The sequence below is a fragment of the Pseudomonas sp. Q2-TVG4-2 genome (assembly GCF_013620795.1).
Taxonomy (GTDB): Bacteria; Pseudomonadota; Gammaproteobacteria; order Pseudomonadales; family Pseudomonadaceae; genus Stutzerimonas.
Window position 1 is genome coordinate 71258 of sequence record NZ_LGLW01000002.1, and the last position, 20087, is coordinate 91344.

Sequence of the window (20087 nt, forward strand, 5' to 3'; positions counted from 1 at the left end):
CCTGCACTCTGCCGATCGGATATCGAGGATTCATCCATGAACGTCAACTACACGGCCGAAGAGCTCGCCTTCCGCGATGAAGTGCGCGCCTTCCTGAAAAGCGAGCTGCCGGCGGATATCGCCGCCAAGGTAAAGCTCGGCAAGCACATGTCCAAGGAAGATCACCAGCGCTGGCAGCAGATTCTGGTCAAGCGCGGCTGGTACGCACCGGGCTGGCCGGAGGAGTTCGGCGGGACCACCTGGGGGCCTGTAGAAAAACATATCTTCGACGAAGAATGCGCGGCCTTCGGTGCCCCACGCACCGTGCCGTTCGGCGTCAACATGGTCGCCCCGGTGATCATCAAGTTCGGTACCCAGCAGCAGAAGGACCATTACCTGCCGCGCATCCTCTCCGGTGAAGACTGGTGGTGCCAGGGCTATTCCGAGCCGGGCGCCGGTTCTGACCTGGCCAGCCTCAAGACCCGCGCCGTGCGTGACGGCGACCATTATGTGGTCAACGGCCAGAAGACCTGGACCACCCTTGGTCAGCACGCCAACATGATCTTCTGCCTGGTGCGCACCGACCCGGAAGCCAAGCAGCAGCGCGGCATCAGCTTCCTGTTGATCGACATGAGCACGCCGGGCATCAGCGTGCGGCCGATCATCACCCTGGACGGCGATCACGAGGTCAACGAAGTCTTCTTCGACAACGTCCGCGTGCCGGTGGAAAACCTCGTCGGCGAGGAAAACCAGGGCTGGACCTGCGCCAAGTACCTGCTCACCCACGAGCGCACGGGCCTGGCCGGCATCGGCGCCTCGAAGGCGGCGCTGGCGCACCTCAAGCGCATCGCTATGAAGGAAGTCTGCGACGGCAAGCCGATGCTGGAAGACCCGCTATTCCGTGCCCAGGTGGCGGAAGTGGAGATGCAGCTGATGGCCATCGAGATGAGCACCCTGCGCATTCTCGCCGCGGCGAAGGAGGGCGGCGTGCCTGGCGCCGAGTCGTCGATCCTCAAGGTCAAGGGCACCGAAATCCGCCAGGCCATCACCAGCCTGCTGCGCAAGGTCATTGGCCCCTACGCGCTGCCGTTCCTGGAAGAGGAGCTGCAGCTGGACTACGACGGCGAGCTGCTGCACGCCGACTACAGTGCGGCGCTGGCCGGCGACTACTTCAACATGCGCAAGCTGTCGATCTTCGGCGGCTCCAACGAAATCCAGAAGAATATCGTCTCGAAGATGATTCTCGAGCTGTAAGGGGGCACCGCAATGGACTTCAAACTGACTGAAGAGCAGCAAATGCTGCAAGACACCGCGGCGCGCCTGGTGCGCGACGCTTACCCGTTCGAGCAGCGCGAGAAATTCAGCGAGTTGGAGCTGGGCTTCTCCGCCGAGTTCTGGGGCCAGCTGGGCGAGCTGGGCCTGACCGCCGTGCCGTTTGATGAAGAGATCGGCGGCTTTGGCGGCGGCGGCGTGGAATCCATGCTGGTGATGACCGAGCTGGGCCGTGGTCTGACGCTGGAGCCTTACCTGCAATCGGTGATCTTCGGCGGCGGGCTGCTCAACCAGCTGGGTAGCGACGCGCAGAAGCAGGACCTGCTGCCGCAAGTTGCGGCCGGTTCGCTGCAGCTGGCGGTGGCCTTCGAAGAACCGCAGAGCCACTACAACCTCAACGACGTGCAGACCAAAGCCGAGACGGTCGACGGCGGTTATCGGCTGTCCGGGCGCAAGGCCGTGGTGATCGGCGGGCACAGCGCCGGGCAGATCATCGTCTCCGCGCGCACCTCAGGTGACAGCCGCGACGAAGCCGGCATCAGCCTGTTCCTCGTCGACCCGAACGCCCAAGGCGTCAGCCGCCGCGTGTATCCGACCATCGACGGGCGCAAGGGCTGCGAGCTGTTCCTCGACAATGTGCAGGTGGGCGCCGACGCGGTGCTCGGCGAAATCGGCAACGCCTTGCTGGCACTGCGCTACCAGCAGGGCCGCGCCATCGCCGCGCAGTGCGCCGATGCGCTGGGCAGCATGGACGAAGCCTGCAAGCTGACCCTCGACTACCTGAAAACGCGCAAGCAGTTTGGCGTGCCGATCGGCAAGTTCCAGGTCCTGCAGCACCGCATGGTAGACATGCAGACCGAGCTGGAGCAGGCCACCAGCATGGCGATCCTCGCCGCGACCTTTGCCGACGGCGAAGACAACGACGACCGCCGCCGCATCATCGCTGCCGCCAAGTACATCTGCGCCCGCGCCGCCCGTAAGGTGGCTGAGGAAGCGATCCAGCTGCATGGCGGCATCGGCATGACCTGGGAATACAACCTCGCCCATCACGCCAAGCGTTTGGTCATGATCGCCCACCAGTTCGGTGACGATGACCATCACCTGAAGGCCTATACGAAGCTGATGCAAGTGGCATAAGGGCGAATCGCAGCACAGCAAAACCGGGTCAATGGCCCGGTTTTGCTTTTTCAGGCATGTGTCCGCAGCGCTCAGCCGTCTTCCGGTGTGGCAACGGTTACCATCCGGTCGTCCCGCTTGCTTATGTCAGCCCGCAATTCCTGCAGTAAGCCGAAGCCCTGCGCCAATCCTTCCTAAAAAGGCCTTCTTCGGCCAGTTGATGCCTCAATACCTAATGACGAACCGGCCAGCGTATTGCTGGAGCGTATCCGCGCGGAGCAAGGGATCCTGCCAACGGTGCGCGAAAGTAAGGGTGAGCATGAACAGGGCTTTCGTGGTTTCGTAGGGTGGGCCGGGCGGCGTTCCGCTTCAGCACACCGTTATGGCGCTGGCGGTGGGCTCAGCGGCCGAGGTACCCATGCAGAGCGTCGCAGGCGAGTTGTGTAGGAGCCAGCTTGCTGGCGATCCGAGATCGCGAAGAAGGCTTTGATCGCCAGCAAGCTGGCTCCTACAGGGAGACCTTGGGTCCGGGCCCCTTACACTAACCGTTGCTCTGATGCAGATGCAGCGGACCTGCGATTCTGAGCCTTTCCTCAGGCCACTGCCTGATCGCCTCCAACGCTGAGCTCCGGCAGCAAATAGTTCGACCAGAGCGTCGGTGCGAAGGAGTTGCGGAAAAAGCCGAAGTGGCCGATGCGATCCGCGCCGACTTCTGCCGGGGCGATGCGGCGCATCTGCTTGGCTGCGCCGGAATAAAACCCATGCAGCGATTCGGTGTTGCGCGCCGACATCATCTCGTCGTCGGTGAACGACAACGAGGTCAGCGGCGTTTGCACAGCGGCGAACGCGCGACGCATGGGTTCGCCTTCGACGCCCACCAGGTACTCGGGGTGCAGACACCAGCGACGCCACTGTCGGATGACCCCGGCCGGTAGATCACCGACCGCGCCGATACGATCTCCGGGAAAGTATCCCGCGACGGCTGTCAGTAGCGGGGCCAGACCATGCCAGAGCAACCATGCCTGGCGGCGGATCTGCGGGCTGTTCTCGCGCCAGTAGCCGCTGCCTGCGGCGATGGTGATGATTCGGGTGAGTCGCTCATGGCCTTCCACCAAGGGCAAGATCTGCGCGCCGACGCTGTGACCGATCCAGTAGAGGGGCATATCTCCTGCCGTTTCCGCAACGTTTGCCAGCACGGCGCTGCAGTCATGGCGGGCCCAGTCGAGGAGGTCCACTTTGAGCTGGCGCAGAGGCACCTGGCGGGACTGGCCCATGCCGAGATAGTCGAACGTCACCACCAGAAACCCGCGTTCGGCAAGCCAGCTCGCGAAATTGGCGTAGAAGCGTTGTTTCACGCCCATCGCCGGGGCGATCAGCACGGCGCCCCGCGGTGCGCCCGCAGGGTGATACCAGCAGCTGGCCAGTCGGTGGCCGTTACCGTTGTCGATCGAGCGTGCTTCAGCCTCTATTGTCGCCATGCCTGTTCTCCGGTCTTTTTGTATTGCCTGGATCGGCGCAGTATACGAGCAGCAGAAATTATTTCTAGAATATTATTCTAGTCGGAGGCCGAATGGCGCGAAGTAGCCGCAAGCAAGAAATCCTTCAGGCCGCGCTTGCCTGTTTTACCGAATACGGGGTGGAAGCCACGACAATAGAGATGATCCGCGACCGTTCCGGTGCCAGCATCGGCAGCCTGTACCACCATTTCGGCAATCGCGAGCGAATCATCGCCGCGCTCTATCTGGAAGGCATCGGCCAATACGCGGGGCTGCTGGAGGCCGGGTTGATCGAGACGCTGGACGCCGAAGCCTGCGTCAAGTTGTTCGTCACCCGCTACATCGACTGGGTGGTGGTGAACCCGGACTGGGCGCGCTTCGTCCTGCATAACCGTGGACGGGTCGAGGCGGGAGAGATGGGCGAGCGGCTGAGGGAGGTGAATCGAAGCCATGGTGAGCGGGTCGCTGCGATTCTGCGTCGCCATCGCGACAGCGGCGCTTTTCGCCGCATGCCCGGGGATTGTTTTCTCGCGGTTGTGATCGGGCCCTGTCACGACATGGCGCGCAATTGGCTGGCGGGACGCTCGCGAACGCAACTGGCCGATTGCCGCGAGCTGCTCGCCGACATTGCCTGGGCGAGTGTCAGAGCCCAGCCGGGGTCCGGAAAATCACCAGCCTAGCCTCGGCCACGCCGCGTTCTCGATCGTTCGCAGGAAATCACACGCCAAGGCTCTCGATATCACGGGCGAGCATTTCCAGCTGATGCGCCAGCGAGCCCCGGAGGGCTTCTTCGCTGAGCTGGAACGACGGCGCACCGCAGCTCAGCGCCATGATGCTGCCGTCGGCCAGGCGAAGCGGCACGCCGGCGGCCTTCACGTTGCGATCCCAATCACCAAGTGACAGGCAAAAGCCGTGCTGACTGAACTCATCGAAAGACTCTTCCAGCGACCGTTTCATCGTCGGCCAGTCGTCGCCGTATTTGGTTTCCAGCGCGGCCATCAGGTGCTCGCGCTCCTTTTCCGGAGTGGCGGCCAGGAAGGCACGGCCAGCGGCGGTGGTAGCCAGCGGCAGACGCACACCCACATCCATGCGCAGCGTCGATACCTCGGCGGGGCGGCAGTTCTCCACGTAGATCATCGACAGCCGATCGCGGCAGGTCAGGCCGACTGAGGTATTGGTGCGACGAGCGAACTCGTCCATGTACGGTTTGGCCAGCTGGCGCACGCGCAGGTTGGAAACGTAGGCATAACCCAGCGCGAGCACGCCGGAGTCGAGCTGATATTTCTCGAGCTGCTGGGAGTAGCTGAGGTAGCCGAGTTTGGTCAGGGTGTAGGTCATGCGCGAAACCGTAGGCTTCGGTAACCCGGTGATGCGTGCGATATCCTGATTGCCCATCACCACCGAGCCATGGGTGAAGGCGCGCAGTACATCCAGCCCGCGAGACAAGGCCTCGACGAATTTGCGGTCCTTTGGGTTCTCGATGTCTTCAACGTCGCTCATGGTGATATCGGTCTGTCTGGTAGTGGGGCAGCGGGCGAACGATAGCAGATCGCCCTTATGGCAGGCAGTGCAGCCGCTGCAGGGCACCTTGGGGCTTGGCATTGCCCGTATTGCTGCAAAGGCCTTTATTCCATAGTAGCTGAAAAAGTCGATCCTGCATTCCGCACAGTAAAACTATAATTCGCTTTTGGAGGGTGGCGCGCAGTTATCTTGAATACCGGCGGGCTTGAGGGTCGCTGCGCATTTATTCCGTATCCCTCGGTGGTGGCTGGGCGGAAATACTCAACGATGGCATCGCGACGGCGCCGCTTCGACTATATAAGCTGAGCGATCGGTGGTTGTCAGGCGACGAACGGCGAATCCATGAATGCCTGTTCCAGGCCGGTCTGGCCGGGGTTTGAGACCAAAGAGGCCGGCAAGGAAAAGTTACGCCATGCTTGTTGCTATGGGGGCTTTCTGATATAAAGCAGCGCTCTTTTCTAGGGGCCCGGTTTCTTCGCTTGCCGCGTAGCCGGTAAGACCCCAACGAAACGTGGCGCTGAGCGCCAAAAGACAATTGAATTCAAGCGGCCAACCCATGCCGGGTTGGGCATGTGGTTTTAGAGGGCTGAGGCATGTCGAGAGTCTGTCAAGTTACCGGTAAGGGTCCGGTAACCGGGAACAACATTTCCCACGCGAACAACAAAACCCGTCGTCGTTTTCTGCCGAACCTGCAGCATCATCGCTTCTGGGTCGAGTCCGAGAACCGCTTCGTACGTCTGCGTCTGACCGCCAAGGGCATGCGCGTTATCGACAAGCGCGGCATCGACGCCGTTCTGGCTGAAATCCGCGCTCGCGGCGAAAAGGTTTAAGGAGAATTATCATGCGTGACCTGATCCGTTTGGTGTCCAGCGCCGGTACCGGCCACTTCTACACCACCGACAAGAACAAGCGCACCACCCCCGACAAGATCGAAATCAAGAAGTACGATCCTGTCGTGCGTAAGCACGTGATCTACAAGGAAGCCAAGATCAAGTAATTGATCGGCCCTTGAAGAAAAACCCGCCAATCGGCGGGTTTTTTCGTTTCTGGCGGCTGCTGTTCTGCCCACTCGTCTCGTGGATCGCATCGATGCTCAATGCTCGGGCTTAAAGCCGGCAAAAGCGCCATGTTTTGGTTGTAGAGGAGCATTCGAAAAACGTTTGTGGTGCGACGAGATCATCATTGGGGAAGGCTCGCGCCGGCGGCGCGGTCTGACGGCTATGCTGTAACGCAACGTCATTCGCACAGGGTGTGCTCGGCGATCTATGTTTAAAAAAACGAACATAACAAGGCGTAAATGACGCCTTTCGTAAAAAATATTGATAGCCCTGGCGCTGCTGGTTTAGGGTGCCTTTCTGATTATTGACGAATACCAGAGGACGCTCCCATGACCACCCCGACCCTCTCCGATTGGCAACAGCGTGCCCGTGACCTGCGCATCGAAGGACGCGCCTTCATCCAGGGCGAATACACGGCATCCAGCGCAGCGGCCAGCTTCGATTGCATCAGTCCAGTCGATGGGCGTGTGTTGGCGCAAGTGGCGAGCTGCGACGAAGCCGATGCCGACCGCGCCGTGATCAGCGCGCGCATGGCCTTCGAGTCGGGCGTCTGGTCGCGACTGGCGCCGGCCAAGCGCAAGGCGGTCATGATTCGTTTCGCCAATCTCCTCCAAGCCAACGCCGAAGAGCTGGCGTTGCTGGAAACTCTGGACATGGGCAAGCCCATCAGCGATTCGCTGAGCATCGATATCCCCGGGGCGGCCAATGCGTTGCGCTGGTCTGGTGAGGCTATCGACAAGATTTACGACGAAGTTGCGGCGACTCCGCATGATCAGCTGGGCTTGGTCACCCGTGAGCCGGTCGGGGTGGTGGCGGCCATCGTGCCGTGGAACTTCCCGCTGATGATGGCGTGCTGGAAGCTCGGTCCGGCGTTGTCCACCGGCAACTCGGTGATACTCAAACCGTCCGAGAAATCGCCACTGAGTGCGATCCGTGTGGCGCAACTGGCCCTCGAAGCGGGCATTCCGCCGGGGGTGCTCAATGTGCTGCCGGGTTACGGACACACCGTGGGCAAAGCGCTGGCGCTGCATATGGACGTCGATACGCTGGTGTTCACCGGCTCCACGCGGGTCGCCAAGCAGCTGATGATCTACGCTGGCGAATCCAATATGAAGCGGGTCTGGCTGGAAGCAGGAGGCAAGAGCCCGAACATCGTCTTCGCCGACGCGCCCGATCTCGAAGCTGCCGCCCGCTCGGCTGCCAGCGCCATCGCTTTCAACCAGGGGGAGGTCTGCACGGCCGGCTCGCGTCTGTTGGTGGAAAGCTCGGTGAAGGAGCGCTTCCTGCCGCTGGTGGTTGAGGCACTGAAGGGCTGGAAGCCAGGCAATCCGCTGGACCCAGCTACCAATGTCGGAGCCCTGGTCGACACGCAGCAGCTGGATACCGTGCTCGGCTACATCGAAGCCGGCCGTAACGATGGCGCTCAGGTGCTTATTGGCGGGCAGCGGACCCTGCAAGACACTGGCGGTCTCTACGTCGAGCCGACGATCTTCGATGGTGTCAGCAATGCGATGAAAATCGCCCGGGAGGAAATCTTTGGCCCGGTATTGTCGGTGATTACGTTCGACACGCCAGCAGAGGCCGTCGCAATCGCCAACGACACTCCGTACGGCCTCGCAGCGGCAGTGTGGACTGCGGATTTGTCCAAGGCCCATCTGACCGCCAAGGCGCTGCGGGCCGGCAGCGTCTGGGTCAATCAGTACGACGGTGGCGACATGACCGCGCCGTTCGGTGGCTTCAAGCAGTCCGGCAACGGTCGCGACAAGTCGCTGCATGCCTTCGACAAATACACCGAGCTGAAGGCAACCTGGATAAAGCTTTAAACAGAGAGCGGCAAGTCAAACCTGAAGGGTGTCGTCGGCGATCAGCTCGTGCGCCGAACGCCTACCGGTGCGGCTGACCCTCAACGTGGTTAGCCGAGGAGACGATGCAGAGGCCGGCGAGCTTCAGCAGCGACGCCGGCGCTGCTCCGGTTCGAGCTCGCGACAAGCGGTCGGCCCGCTGCGCGAAGTCGTCAGTGTCGGCCACAGGCGTTTGGTAACCTGCTGCGCAGCGCCAGATTGGCGCCGTCATCGCTCCTCGGCATTCCAGATTTCTTGCAGTTGCGTCGCCAGTTGCAGGGGGTCGAATGGCTTCTGCAGTAGCTTGCGGACACCGAGCCGCTGCAGCTCGTCAGCATCGGCTGGCCCGTTCGGTTGTCCGGTCAGCAGCACTACCGGCGTCCGCTGTAGATCAATCTGCGGCGAGAGCTGACGCAGTAATTCCATGCCGCCCATCTGCGGCAGCATTACATCCAGCAGGATCATGTCAGGTGCGAAGCGCTGCGCTTGCTCCAGCGCTTCCAGGCCAGACGCGCAGCTGAGCACCTGGAAGCCGCCAAGCTTCTCCAGGGCGATCCGCGTCACCACTCGAATGGATGGGACGTCTTCGACATGAAGGATCCGCTGCAATGGCCTCATGGCTGAGCCTCATGCAACGGATAGCAGGGCAGTTCGAACCAGAAACAGGCGCCTGCGCCAGGGGCCGAATCGAAACCGATCTGTCCGTCCATATGCTCGATCAACTCCTTGCTGATGGCCAGGCCGAGGCCGGTGCCGCCCTGCTGGCGCGTATCCGAAGCATCCGCCTGCGCGAACTTGCTGAATATCCGTTCGCGGAAGGCATCGGCAATCCCTGGCCCCTTGTCGCAAATGCTGACGCGGACTTTATGGGCATCGACCGTTTCGGCCCATAGTTCAACGGTCTCGCCAGGCGGCGAGTATTTGGCTGCGTTGGATAGCAGATTGCTTAATACCTGCTCCAGCCGCATCGTATCGACTCTGATCGATACCGGTGGGCAGCGGACCAGCTCGGTGGTGACCGAATAACTCTCGGCGTAACCCTGGTTGCTGCGCAGGGCCTGCTCTAGCAGCGGCTGCAGGGGTTGCAGCTGCAGCTCGAAGCGCATCTTGCCGGCAGAGAGCTTGTCGATATCCAGGAGGTCGTCGATCAGCGCGCTCAAGCGCTTGCTGTTCTGATGGGCAATATCCAGCAGCTCCTGCAAATGCCCCGGCACCTCGCCGATCACCTCGCTGCAGATCAGCCCCAGCGAGGCCGTGATGGAGGTCAGTGGTGTGCGCAACTCATGGCTGACGGTGGAGACGAAGTCCCGTTGCAGCGTCTCGATCTGCTTGCGCTCGGTGATGTCATGCAGCACCACCACCGCACCGCTTTGCTGGCCGTTGGAGGCATACATCGGATCGGCATTGGCCGATACGTGGCGGATCATGCCCTGGTTCACGATGGACAGCTCCACGTTGCGGATGCGTTCGCCGCGTAACGCACGCGTCAGCGGGACCTCTTCATAGCTCATCGGTGTCACCCCGTCCGCATGATAGAGATGGTAGGCGTCCGGCCACCGTTCCGGCGTCAGGCGCTGCGCATCGATTCCGTGCCAGAGCCGGGCGGTGTGGTTGAACAGCGTGAGGTGACCTTCGGAGTCGCAGGCGACGACGGCTTCGGATAGGGCTTCGAGCAGACGTCGGTTCATTTCCTGCTGCTTGTCCAGTTCCAACTGCTCAGCCTTGCGCTCGGTGATGTCGGTCACCAGGCCGTGCCAGAGCACTGAACCGTCCGCCTGACGCATCGGCGTGGCGCGTGCCTCGACCCAGATAAGGCCCTTGCGCGGGTGCTCGATACGGTGCTCGAAGTGCCAGGGCGTGAGCGTCGAAGCAGCCTGGCCGATGCTTGCCAGCACGGGCTCGCGGTCTTGGGGATGAATGCGGTTGTAGACCGGGCCGATATCCGGCGCCATCTCGGCCGCACTCAGCCCGTAGATATCCTCGACCCCTTCGCTGAGGTACGGGAACGAGCTGGTTCCGTCGGGTCGCCAGCAGAACTGGAACAGCATGCCGGGAACCTGCGCCGCGATTTGTTGTAGACGCAGCTGCAAGCGCTCCTGATGGGCCAGGTCATAGGCACTGATGATGTAGCCGCGCAGCAGCTCGCGTTCGTCATGAATTGCCGACACATTCAGCAGCACCGGCACGCTCTCACCTGTGCGGTGCAGCAGGCGCCATTCGCGCATTTCGCGACGGCCTTCGAGCAACGGCGCGGTGAGCACGGCGAACCCTGGCTCGATGGTCTCGCCCAGTTCGTTGCTGAGGATGCTTGCGCGGCGAGCCAGGGCGTCCGGCGGAAACAATATCGAGGTCAGCGGTTGATCGATCAGCATCTGCTCGGGATAGCCGAACAGGCGTTCGGCGGTCGGGTTGACGCCCGATATCCGTCCGTCGGCGGTGGTCAGCAGCATAGCGCTGGCGGCGCTGTTGATCAGCGCCTGCTGCAGCGCCGCCTGTTCGGCGTAGCGGTGGCTCTGCAGGCGCTCCTCGAACAGTCGCATGATCTGTCGGCTCAGATTCGCCAGGGCGTCGCGTTGCGCATCGCTGAGCTGGCGCGGCTGATGATCGATTACGCAGAGCGTGCCGAGGTTGTAGCCATCCGGCGAAGTCAGTGGCGCGCCGGCATAGAAGCGGATGCGAGGGGCGCCAGTTACCAACGGGTTTTCCTGAAAGCGTTGATCCTGTTGTGCGTCGCTGACCTCGAAGATGCCCTGGCCTTCGATGGTATGGGTGCAGAACGAGATCTCCCGCGGGGTTTCGCTGACATCGAGGCCGAAGCGGCTCTTGAACCACTGGCGACGATCATCGACCAGCGAGATCAGCGCAATCGGGGTGTCGCAGATATACGACGCCAGCTGAGTGAAGTCATCGAAGGCGGACTCGTCCGGTGTATCGAGAATTTCGTAGCGCAGCAGGGCGGCGAGCCGGGACAATTCGCGGGAAGGAGGGGAAGGCGCCGGCATCGATTTCAGTGACTCCATCTGCTAATTGTCTCGTTGGGTTGGGGCGGCGGTTTATGCGTCACCGGCTTCCCAGATTGCTTGGATCCGGCTGGCCAGGCGCATCGGATCGAACGGTTTGATGATCACGTCGCGTGCGCCGAGTTTGCGCAGATTTTCGATTTCGCCGGGCTGAGCCTTGGCAGTCATGAAGACCACCGGTACCTGCGCCAGGTCGACCTGTCCGCCGAGCCGGGTGAGGGTTTCCGTGCCGCCCATGCCCGGCATCATCACATCGAGCAGAATAAACTGCGGTGCGAACCGTTCAACCTCTCCCAGCGCCTGCAGACCGGACGAGCAGGACAGCACCTGATAACCTCCGATCGCCTCCAGCGCTACTTTGACGACCGCCTGGATGGATGGGTCGTCCTCGACATGCAGAATCCTTTTCAGCTCGGTCATGCGGGACCTCCAGCAGCGCTCCAGCACTCGATAGCAGTTTGGCAGTTTGATCGTCGGCTGGCGCATTGCTCAGGAAAAATAGCTCGGCGGAAAGCAGCGCCCGGGACCGTCACGAATCCGGCTGACGCGTCGGGCGAAACGGATCGAGCCAGATTCTGCGGTCCGCACCCTGTCGCGGTCGGAATGCCGTGCCGCTCGGGTCTGACGCTGTATCAGGAGGCGATTTCATTCAGCTTAGGCGTTTTGCTCATCGTCTGCCGCCGATCGGTTGATCAGCATCTTGAGCCGAGCGACACCGAACGTTGGCGAGCTTGCGGTGATCGTTGAGCTAGAGCGGTCCATCGCGTCAACCGCGCACAGACGAGCCGTGCAGTCCGTTGTCTTATTCGGTATCTGCGTACCCCGGCGTCCGTCGAAAAACCGCATTACTGCGACGGGCGGGCGCGCAATGTATCGTCATGGGCAGATAATGGCCCGGCGCTGGCGCTGCCGGCCCGTGTTTTTCTTCGCTGCGAGGCTGCTACACATGTGGTACACCGGATTTCTAAACCTCTCGGCCTGGCAAGTGGTCGCGGCCACTCTGCTGCTGACTCATGTGACAATTATCGCTGTCACCGTCTATCTGCACCGCTATTCCGCTCACCGTTCGCTCGAACTGAATGCTGGGCTCAAGCATTTCTTCCGCTTCTGGTTGTGGTTGACCACGGCGATGAATACCCGCGAGTGGACGGCCATCCATCGCAAGCACCACGCCAAATGCGAAACGCCGGACGACCCGCACAGCCCGGTACAGAAAGGCCTGGGCACGGTGTTAACCCGTGGCGCCGAGCTGTACATGGAAGAAGCGAAGAACGAAGAAACCCTACGCATCTATGGCAAGAACTGCCCGGGCGACTGGATCGAGCGCAACCTGTATTCGCGCTTTCCCAATCTGGGCATCGTCCTGATGCTTGGCCTCGATCTGGCGCTGTTCGGTGTAATCGGCCTGACCGTATGGGCGGTGCAGATGATCTGGATTCCGCTCTGGGCCGCCGGGGTGGTCAACGGGCTCGGACATGCGGTGGGTTATCGCAACTTCGAATGCCGTGATGCGGCGACCAACCTGCTGCCGTGGGGCATCCTCATCGGCGGCGAAGAGCTGCATAACAATCACCATACCTATCCGAACTCGGCCAAGCTGTCGGTGCGCAAGTGGGAGTTCGATATGGGCTGGGCCTGGATCAAGCTGTTCAGCGTATTTGGTCTGGCGAAAGTGAATCGCACCGCGCCCATCGCTCACCGCGTCACGCCCAAGCATCAGTTGGACATGGATAGCGCCATGGCGATACTCAACAACCGCTTTCAGATCATGGCGCAATACCGAAAGCTGGTGATCAAACCGCTCGTGCGCCTGGAGCTGGAACGCGCCGATGCCTCGATGCGCCATCAGTTTCGCCGGGCCAAGCGGCTGCTGTCGCGTGAACCGAGCCTGCTGCAGGATGAGCAACAGGCGCGTATCGCGGTGATCCTGGAGCAGAGCCAGTCGCTGCGCATCATTTACGAGCAGCGTCTGGCCTTGCAACAGATCTGGACCCGTACCAGCGCCAACGGCCATGACATGCTCGCCGCGATGAAACAGTGGGTGCAGGATGCTGAAGCCAGCGGTATCCACTCGCTACGCGAGTTCGCCGAGCACCTGAGAACCTACTCGCTGAGGCCGGCGGTCGCCCACGCATGACCTCCGATCGGCGCGCTCTCCGAGGGGCGCGCAGGCCGGAACTTTGCTCAGCCGACGCTCTCTGAACTGCATTCTGGTGCTAACGCGACAGCAACCCCTGGTGGGTCTCCGCTGGGTGCCTGGCGCCATTTGGGAACGCAGGTATGAATTTGGTGAAGTCGCGAAGCGATACGGGGGTTGGCATTCTTCCTCCGACTGAGGCGCAAACGCTGCTGGCGCTCATGCATGCCCGTGGTGAGGTTGAACGCCTGAGCGAGAGAGAGCAGCTGTTCAGCACCCTGATGGGCGCGGTCAAGGCTGTACTCTGGGCGTTTGATTGGAAGGCCCAGCAGATGATCTACGTCAGCCCCGCCTACGAGCAGGTGTTCGGCCGCTCCGTCGCGTTGCTGCTGGCGGATTTCGGCGAATGGCGCAACAGCATCTATCCCGATGACCTGGAATATGCTCAGCGCAGCATGCTCGAGGTCTTGGACAAGGGGGCCGTCGAAGAGCGTGAGTACCGCATCATCCGCGCCGACGGGCAACTGCGCTGGCTCAGCGACAAGTGCTTCATCGCGCGCAATGAGGATAGCGCGCGCGGGCCAATCATCGTCGGCATCGCCGAAGACATTACGGAGAAGAAGCAGCTCGAAGGCGAACTGCAGCGGCTGGCCACCACCGACGTGCTGACCCAGAGCAGCAACCGGCGCTACTTCTTCGAATGTGCTCAGCGCGAGTTCGACCTGGCCCGGCAATACGCGAGTCCGCTGGCGTTTCAGCTGCTGGATATCGATGACTTCAAGCGAATCAACGATACCCATGGTCATCAGACGGGCGATCAGGTACTGCAGCGCGTGGCACAGTGTGGGTCATCCGTGCTGCGCCGCGGCGATCTGTTCGGTCGCATTGGCGGTGAAGAATTCGCTTTGCTGTTGCCCGGCTGCCAGCCTGACCTCGCCGAGCAGATCGCCGAGAGGCTGCAGCGCGAGATCCAACGGCTAGTGTTCACCAGCCCAGACGGCCAGCGCTTCGGTGTCACCATCAGCCTCGGCGTGACCTACCTCAGGGCCGGCGATCCCGATCTGAGCGCGTTGTTTGCCCGGGCCGATGCGGCGATGTATACCGCCAAGCGCTTGGGCAAGAATCAGGTGATCGTCTCCTGAGCAGAGTGATCGGCCGGCGGCGCCTATGGTGATTGCTACGCCGAAGCGCGGCTCGACGCGGCGGGCTGCTGCTGGGTGATGCAGTGGATATTGCCGCCTCCGAGCAGAATCTCGCGCCCCGGCACCATGACGACCTGATGCTGCGCAAACACGCGGCTAAGAATAGCCTCTGCTTCGCTATCCAGCGGATCGCCAAATGACGGGGCGATGATGCCGCCGTTAACGATCAGGAAGTTCACGTAGCTGCCGGCCAGGCGGATCGAGGGATCACGCGGCTGGGTGCCGACCAGCGGCACGACACCGGCACATTCTTCTTCGGTAGCGTGCAGCGGTCCGGGAATCGGCATCTTGTGTACCACCAGTTGTCGATCCCAGGCATCACGCGCCTGCCCCAGCACTCGCATGGCGGCCTGGCAGCGCTCGTAATTGGGGTTGTCGCGATCATCGGTCCAGGCCAGCAATACCTCGCCTGGACGAACGAAACAGCAGAAGTTGTCCACGTGCCCGTCGGTTTCGTCGTTGTACAGTCCGTATGGCAGCCAGATGACCTTATCGATCGCAAGATGATCGGCCAGCACCCGTTCGATCTCTTCGCGAGAGCGGTGCGGGTTGCGATTGTGGTTGAGCAGACACTCTTCGGTGGTGATCAGCGTGCCTTCACCATCGACATGAATCGAGCCGCCTTCGAGGACGAAACCCTCGGTGCGGTAACGGTCGCAACGTTCGATCTCGAGGATCTTGCGCGCCACCTCGTCGTCGCGCTGCCAGTCTTCGTAGAGCCCACCGTTCAGCCCGCCCCAGGCGTTGAATGTCCAGTCGACGCCGCGCAGGCCGCCCTTGCCGTTGATCACGAAGGTCGGGCCGGTGTCCCGCACCCAGGCATCGTCGCTACTGATCTCCACCACGCGAATACGCGGGTCGTCGAGTTGCTCCCGCGCAGCCACGTACTGCTCGGCGGTGGCACAGACCGTGACCGGCTCGAAGCGCGCAATGGCTTTGGCCACAGCGGTAAAGGCCGCTTGCGCCGGCGCGCCCTGGTCGCGCCAGTTGTCAGGGCGCTGCGGCCAGACCATCCAGGTCTGGCTATGCGGTGCCCACTCGGCTGGCATGTGATAGTCGTCGGCACGCGGCGTGGTGGTGAGAGTGGTCATCGGTCGTTTCCGTAGAGTGCGCTGCCTTGTAGGAGCGAGCTTGCTCGTAATGCGGCGCAGCAGCTCGCGCTCCTACTGTAGGTCAAAGGTTCGATCAGGACTCCAGCGAGCCATCCAGCGTCTTGATTGGGCTATACAGATTCGGTCGGCGGTCACGGAACACGCCCCAGGCACTGCGAATGTGCTCAAGCTGATCGAGATCGAACTGGTGCACCAGCACGCCTTCACTGGTCTCGTCCATTTCCTCGACCTTGGCACCAAACTGGTCGGCAATGAATGAGGAGCCGTAGAAGGTGATGTCGTAGCCGTCCTGTTCTTCGGTGCCAATGCGATTGCTCGCGATCAGCGGCATCAAGTTGGCGCCGGCATGGCCCTGCTGCACCCGCTGCCAGTGATCACGTGAGGTGATGTTCGGGTCATGCGGCTCGCTGCCGATGGCCGTTGGATAGAACAGCAGTTCGGCACCCATCAGCGCCATGCTGCGCGCAGTTTCCGGGAACCATTGGTCCCAACAGATGGCCACACCGATCTTGGCGTAGCGGGTATTCCAGACCTTGAAGCCGGTGTCGCCCGGATTGAAGTAATACTTCTCGTGGTAGCCGGGGCCGTCCGGGATATGGCTCTTGCGATAGACGCCGAGTACCTTGCCGTCGGCGTCGATGATGGCAATGGAGTTGAAGCGCGCGCGGCCAGCCACCTCGAAGAAGCTGATCGGCAGCACAACCTGCAGCTCAGCGGCGACTTTCTGGAAATGCTGGATCGCCGGGTTCTCCTCGACGGAGCTGGCCAGCTGCAGATATTCGGGATTCGGCTTTTGGCAGAAGTAGGGCGTCTCGAACAGCTCTTGGATCAAAATCACCTGCGCGCCCTTGGCAGCCGCTTCACGGACCAGCTTCTCGGCATTGGCAATGTTGGCTTGGCGATCCCAGGAGCAGGCCATCTGGGTGGCGGCGACGGTAACGGTGCGGGACATTGAAAAACCTCGCGAATGCTGGCGTGAGTGGACCCTGCCTCGGGTGTTGCGAAATCTATTCGATACTTATCCGGTTTTGAAGTGTTATTTTCCACCGCAACAGCTTTTCCGACGAGAAATTTACCGATAAGTATCGATTATCCGTTTGGTTGCTCACGCTTGGACAGGAAGGGCGGCAGGTAAAGCCCCAGGTACGCATCGAGGACGCGCATACCCTCTTCCGCCATTCGCGCAGTAATTCGACCATGCAAATGCACTGATCGTGCGTAAACCCGGTCGCCAAGCTCCAGCGCGAGGGCGAATACCTCGACATCGTCGGGCAGCGCGGGTAGATGGAAATGCCGTTCAAAAAGGACCTGCATCAGTTCGCCGAGTTCGGTGTCGTGCTGCCGGTCCGCCTGAGTCACTTCGGTCAGCCCATGCTGGGCGAGGATCAGTTGACGCGCCGCGGGGTCCGCCTCGTAGATGGCCAGCATGCGCCGCTCGATCAGCCGCGACAGATCCTGCCAGCTGTTCAGGGCCAGGTGATCGACGGGCTGCGCGAGGCTTGAACGAAAGGCCGAATGCACGTCGGCGGTCAAGGCTTCGAGAAGTGCTGGAACGCTGGCGAAGAAGTGATAGACCGAAGACGGTGGAATGCCGGCGCGTTCGGCGACGCTGTAGATCGAAAGCCCGACCACGCCTTGGGCAGCAAGCAGCTCGCGAGCGGCGCGGAGGATCTGCGCGATACGCGCCTGGCTGCTGGCGCGAGGCTTGCGGCTTGGAATGGGGTGGGACGAGCTGTCGGGTATTTTCATAGTCGGCTATTGGAAGCCACTTGGCTGCCTCATGGCAAACAGGCAGGCCACCACGGGCGCCGTACTCATGGCATGCGCGGCGAAGAGGCGTACCGTTGCCGAGCGGGGTCGGCAGGCTTGAGCCAACCGCCGGTTGCGCGGGGCGGACCTAGCGCAACCGGGCTTCCGGTCAAACGGTATGCAGGTACCAGTTGTATTCCAGGTCGGAGATCGAGTGTTCGAACTCGGCCAGCTCACTCTCCTTACAAGCAACGAAGATATCGATGTAGGTTGAGTCTATGTAGCGCGCCATGATCTCGCTGTCGTCCAGCTCGCGCAGCGCATCGCGCAGGTTGGTCGGCAGGCTTTGCTCGACCTGCTCGTAGGAGTTGCCTTCTATTGGCTCGTCCGGCGCGATTTTATTGGTCAGCCCGTGATGGATGCCGGCCAGCACGCCGGCGAGCAGCAGGTACGGGTTGGCATCCGCCCCGGCGACACGGTGCTCGATGCGCACGGCGTCCGCGCTGTCGGTTGGGACACGCAGTGCCACGGTGCGGTTATCCAGGCCCCAGCAAGGTGCATTGGGGACATAGAACTGCGCGCCAAAACGGCGGTACGAGTTGACGTTGGGGCAGAGGAAGGCCATCGACGCCGCCATGGTCTGCTGAATGCCGCCAATGGCATGGCGCAGCGTTTCGCTTTCCAGCGGATTGTCGGTGGCGAAGATATTGTTGCCATTCTTGTCGAGCAGCGAGATGTGGACATGCAACCCGTTGCCGGCCTGGCCGGGGTAGGGCTTGGCCATGAAGGTGGTGTCCATCTCGTGGTCGTAGGCGATGTTCTTGATCAGTCGCTTGAGCAGTACCGCGTAGTCGCAGGCCTTGATCGGGTCGGCAACGTGATGAAGGTTGACCTCGAATTGCGCCGGGGCGCTTTCCTTGACGATGGCATCGGCTGGAATGCCCTGTTCCTTGGCGCCTTCGAGGACGTCCTGCAGACAGTCGACATATTCATCGAGGTCATCGATCAGATAGACCTGGGTCGAGTGGGGGCGCTTGCCGGAAATTGGCGAGCGCGGCGGCTGCGGTCGACCGTTCACGTTCTCCTGGTCGATCAGGTAGAACTCCAGCTCGAACGCGGCGCAGACGGTCAGGCCCAGCGCATCGAACTTGCTGACCACCTGGCGCAGCACCTCGCGCGGATCGGCGAAGAACGGCGAGCCGTCGCGCTCGTGCATGGTCATCAACAGCTGCGCGGTGGGGCGCTTCTGCCAGGGTTCGTTGCTCAGGGTGTTGGGGATGGGGAAGCAGGTCCGGTCCGAATCACCGATGTCCATGCCCAGCCCGGTGCTTTCTACGGTGATGCCATTGATGTCGAGCGCGAACAGTGAAGCGGGGAGGTTAATGCCTTTTTCGTACACCCGGTGCAGGCTGGCGCGCTCGATGCGCTTGCCTCGCACGACACCGTTCATGTCTGCGATCAGCAGGTCAACGTATTGGACCTCCGGGTGTTCTTTCAGAAACGCGTTCGCTTCATTGAGCTGAACGGCACGCGGCGGCGGAAGCATGATGAAAACACCTTAATTGTTAAAAATTTCAATCACCAAACAGCATGTCTTGGAGTCAATCGGAAAGCCCACTCGCTGTCAATAGCGCCTCTGAATGCCCCGATAGTGCCCGCAGTGGGCGGTTTCGGGGCGGTGCCGAAAAAAGCTGCGCGGCGCTGCGATGACTTTCGGAAGGTCGATCGGTCGGCTATTGTCTATAAAAATGAACAAGACTACTCTCCGACGAGCCCACCCTGGAAAGACGAGTATCCCATGCCTCGCGTGCCATTGATCGGCGTTTCGGCCTGTACCAGGCAGATCGGCCACCACAGCTTCCACATTGCCGGTGACAAGTACCTGCGCGCGGCTGCCATCGCCGGTTTACCGTTGGTCGTCCCGGCGCTGGGCGATCTGATTGACCCTGCTGCTCTCCTCTATAGCGTAGACGGCCTGTTCTTTACCGGCTCGCCGTCCAACGTCGAACCTCACCGTTATGGCGGGCCGTCTAGCGCCGAAGGTACGCCGCACGATCCATCCCGCGATCAACTGACACTGCCACTGATCCGCTTGGCGGTCGAGGCGGGTATCCCAGTATTCGGTGTCTGCCGCGGCTTTCAGGAAATGAACGTCGCGTTCGGCGGCAGCCTGCACCAGAAGGTGCACGAGACGGGTGTCTACGCAGATCACCGTGAACGTGCCGAAGATCCAGTCGAGATTCAGTACGGGCTCAGCCATGCCCTGCACGTGCAGCCCGGTGGTCTGTTGGAGCGTCTCGGCCTGCCGTCGCAAATCGAAGTCAACTCGGTGCACGGCCAGGGCGTCGAGCGTCTCGGCGACGGGTTGCGCATCGAAGCGCTGGCGCCCGATGGGCTGATCGAAGCCTTTTCCGTCGAAGCGGCGCAGGGCTTCGCGCTCGGCGTGCAATGGCATCCGGAGTGGAAGGTGCATGAGCACCCTTATTACCTGGCACTGTTCGAGGGCTTTGCTCGCGCTTGCCGGGAACGCGCAGAACGGCGCTGAGCAGGCCGGTACGGCGCTCGTTTCAACAATTCTTGAGGT

The 20087-nt window shown here is 61.6% G+C and carries 18 protein-coding genes; 9 read left to right on the forward strand and 9 right to left on the reverse strand.

Annotation, left to right across the window (positions count from 1 at the left end):
• Window positions 1-36 precede the first annotated feature (36 nt).
• On the forward strand, window positions 37-1233 hold the full coding sequence (locus H3028_RS05410; RefSeq protein ID WP_181296045.1) for an acyl-CoA dehydrogenase family protein: 1197 nt from the start codon (window positions 37-39) through the stop codon (window positions 1231-1233).
• 12 nt (window positions 1234-1245) lie between these two features.
• Window positions 1246-2388, forward strand: a complete 1143-nt coding sequence (locus tag H3028_RS05415) for an acyl-CoA dehydrogenase family protein (RefSeq protein ID WP_181296046.1) — start codon at window positions 1246-1248, stop codon at window positions 2386-2388.
• 572 nt (window positions 2389-2960) lie between these two features.
• On the opposite strand, the gene H3028_RS05420 is transcribed toward H3028_RS05415, so the two are convergent.
• The gene (locus H3028_RS05420) at window positions 2961-3845 is read right to left on the reverse strand and encodes a serine aminopeptidase domain-containing protein (RefSeq protein WP_181296047.1); all 885 of its coding nucleotides are present in this window, start codon (window positions 3843-3845) and stop codon (window positions 2961-2963) included.
• A gap of 92 nt (window positions 3846-3937) precedes the next feature.
• On the opposite strand from H3028_RS05420, the gene H3028_RS05425 reads away from it, so the two are divergent.
• The gene (locus H3028_RS05425) at window positions 3938-4543 is read left to right on the forward strand and encodes a TetR/AcrR family transcriptional regulator (protein WP_181296048.1); all 606 of its coding nucleotides are present in this window, start codon (window positions 3938-3940) and stop codon (window positions 4541-4543) included.
• 37 nt (window positions 4544-4580) lie between these two features.
• On the opposite strand, the gene H3028_RS05430 is transcribed toward H3028_RS05425, so the two are convergent.
• Window positions 4581-5363: an IclR family transcriptional regulator gene (locus H3028_RS05430; RefSeq protein WP_181296049.1), complete on the reverse strand. Its 783-nt coding sequence runs from the start codon at window positions 5361-5363 to the stop codon at window positions 4581-4583.
• Between the two features lie 614 nt (window positions 5364-5977).
• On the opposite strand from H3028_RS05430, the gene rpmB reads away from it, so the two are divergent.
• The 3 genes from rpmB (at window position 5978) to H3028_RS05445 (ending at window position 8265) form a co-directional block, all read left to right on the forward strand.
• Window positions 5978-6214 (forward strand): 50S ribosomal protein L28, encoded by a 237-nt coding sequence (rpmB, locus tag H3028_RS05435; protein ID WP_025243688.1) that lies wholly within the window; start codon window positions 5978-5980, stop codon window positions 6212-6214.
• Window positions 6215-6225: 11 nt separating this feature from the next.
• On the forward strand, window positions 6226-6381 hold the full coding sequence (gene rpmG, locus H3028_RS05440) for a 50S ribosomal protein L33 (protein WP_014854577.1): 156 nt from the start codon (window positions 6226-6228) through the stop codon (window positions 6379-6381).
• 390 nt (window positions 6382-6771) lie between these two features.
• Window positions 6772-8265 (forward strand): aldehyde dehydrogenase, encoded by a 1494-nt coding sequence (locus H3028_RS05445; protein WP_181296050.1) that lies wholly within the window; start codon window positions 6772-6774, stop codon window positions 8263-8265.
• A gap of 246 nt (window positions 8266-8511) precedes the next feature.
• Here the strand turns inward: H3028_RS05445 and H3028_RS05450 are convergent, their stop codons facing one another.
• From H3028_RS05450 to H3028_RS05460, 3 genes are read right to left on the reverse strand one after another with little or no spacing between them, the layout of a single operon-like run.
• On the reverse strand, window positions 8512-8901 hold the full coding sequence (locus H3028_RS05450; protein WP_181296051.1) for a response regulator: 390 nt from the start codon (window positions 8899-8901) through the stop codon (window positions 8512-8514).
• Window positions 8898-11303 (reverse strand): PAS domain S-box protein, encoded by a 2406-nt coding sequence (locus tag H3028_RS05455; protein ID WP_181296052.1) that lies wholly within the window; start codon window positions 11301-11303, stop codon window positions 8898-8900. The genes H3028_RS05450 and H3028_RS05455 overlap by 4 nt, the downstream gene beginning before the upstream one ends.
• Window positions 11304-11336: 33 nt before the next feature.
• Window positions 11337-11723, reverse strand: coding sequence for a response regulator (locus tag H3028_RS05460; RefSeq protein WP_181296053.1), 387 nt, complete (start codon window positions 11721-11723; stop codon window positions 11337-11339).
• A gap of 526 nt (window positions 11724-12249) precedes the next feature.
• Here H3028_RS05460 and desA point away from each other — a divergent pair.
• Window positions 12250-13440: a delta-9 fatty acid desaturase DesA gene (gene desA, locus H3028_RS05465; protein ID WP_181296054.1), complete on the forward strand. Its 1191-nt coding sequence runs from the start codon at window positions 12250-12252 to the stop codon at window positions 13438-13440.
• Window positions 13441-13583: 143 nt separating this feature from the next.
• On the forward strand, window positions 13584-14582 hold the full coding sequence (locus tag H3028_RS05470) for a sensor domain-containing diguanylate cyclase (RefSeq protein ID WP_181296055.1): 999 nt from the start codon (window positions 13584-13586) through the stop codon (window positions 14580-14582).
• Window positions 14583-14617: 35 nt separating this feature from the next.
• Here the strand turns inward: H3028_RS05470 and aguA are convergent, their stop codons facing one another.
• The 4 genes from aguA to H3028_RS05490 all read right to left on the reverse strand — a co-directional run bounded on the left by aguA (window position 14618) and on the right by H3028_RS05490 (window position 19049).
• The gene (aguA, locus tag H3028_RS05475; RefSeq protein WP_181296056.1) at window positions 14618-15733 is read right to left on the reverse strand and encodes an agmatine deiminase; all 1116 of its coding nucleotides are present in this window, start codon (window positions 15731-15733) and stop codon (window positions 14618-14620) included.
• Window positions 15734-15827: 94 nt separating this feature from the next.
• Entirely contained in the window at window positions 15828-16706 is an 879-nt protein-coding gene (gene aguB, locus H3028_RS05480; protein WP_181296057.1) for an N-carbamoylputrescine amidase, read from the reverse strand.
• A 137-nt stretch (window positions 16707-16843) separates the two neighbouring features.
• Window positions 16844-17503, reverse strand: coding sequence for a TetR/AcrR family transcriptional regulator (locus tag H3028_RS05485; protein ID WP_181296058.1), 660 nt, complete (start codon window positions 17501-17503; stop codon window positions 16844-16846).
• Between the two features lie 169 nt (window positions 17504-17672).
• Window positions 17673-19049: a glutamine synthetase family protein gene (locus H3028_RS05490; RefSeq protein ID WP_181296059.1), complete on the reverse strand. Its 1377-nt coding sequence runs from the start codon at window positions 19047-19049 to the stop codon at window positions 17673-17675.
• A gap of 252 nt (window positions 19050-19301) precedes the next feature.
• Between H3028_RS05490 and H3028_RS05495 the strand changes: the two genes are divergently transcribed.
• Window positions 19302-20048, forward strand: a complete 747-nt coding sequence (locus H3028_RS05495) for a gamma-glutamyl-gamma-aminobutyrate hydrolase family protein (RefSeq protein ID WP_181296060.1) — start codon at window positions 19302-19304, stop codon at window positions 20046-20048.
• Window positions 20049-20087 lie beyond the last annotated feature (39 nt).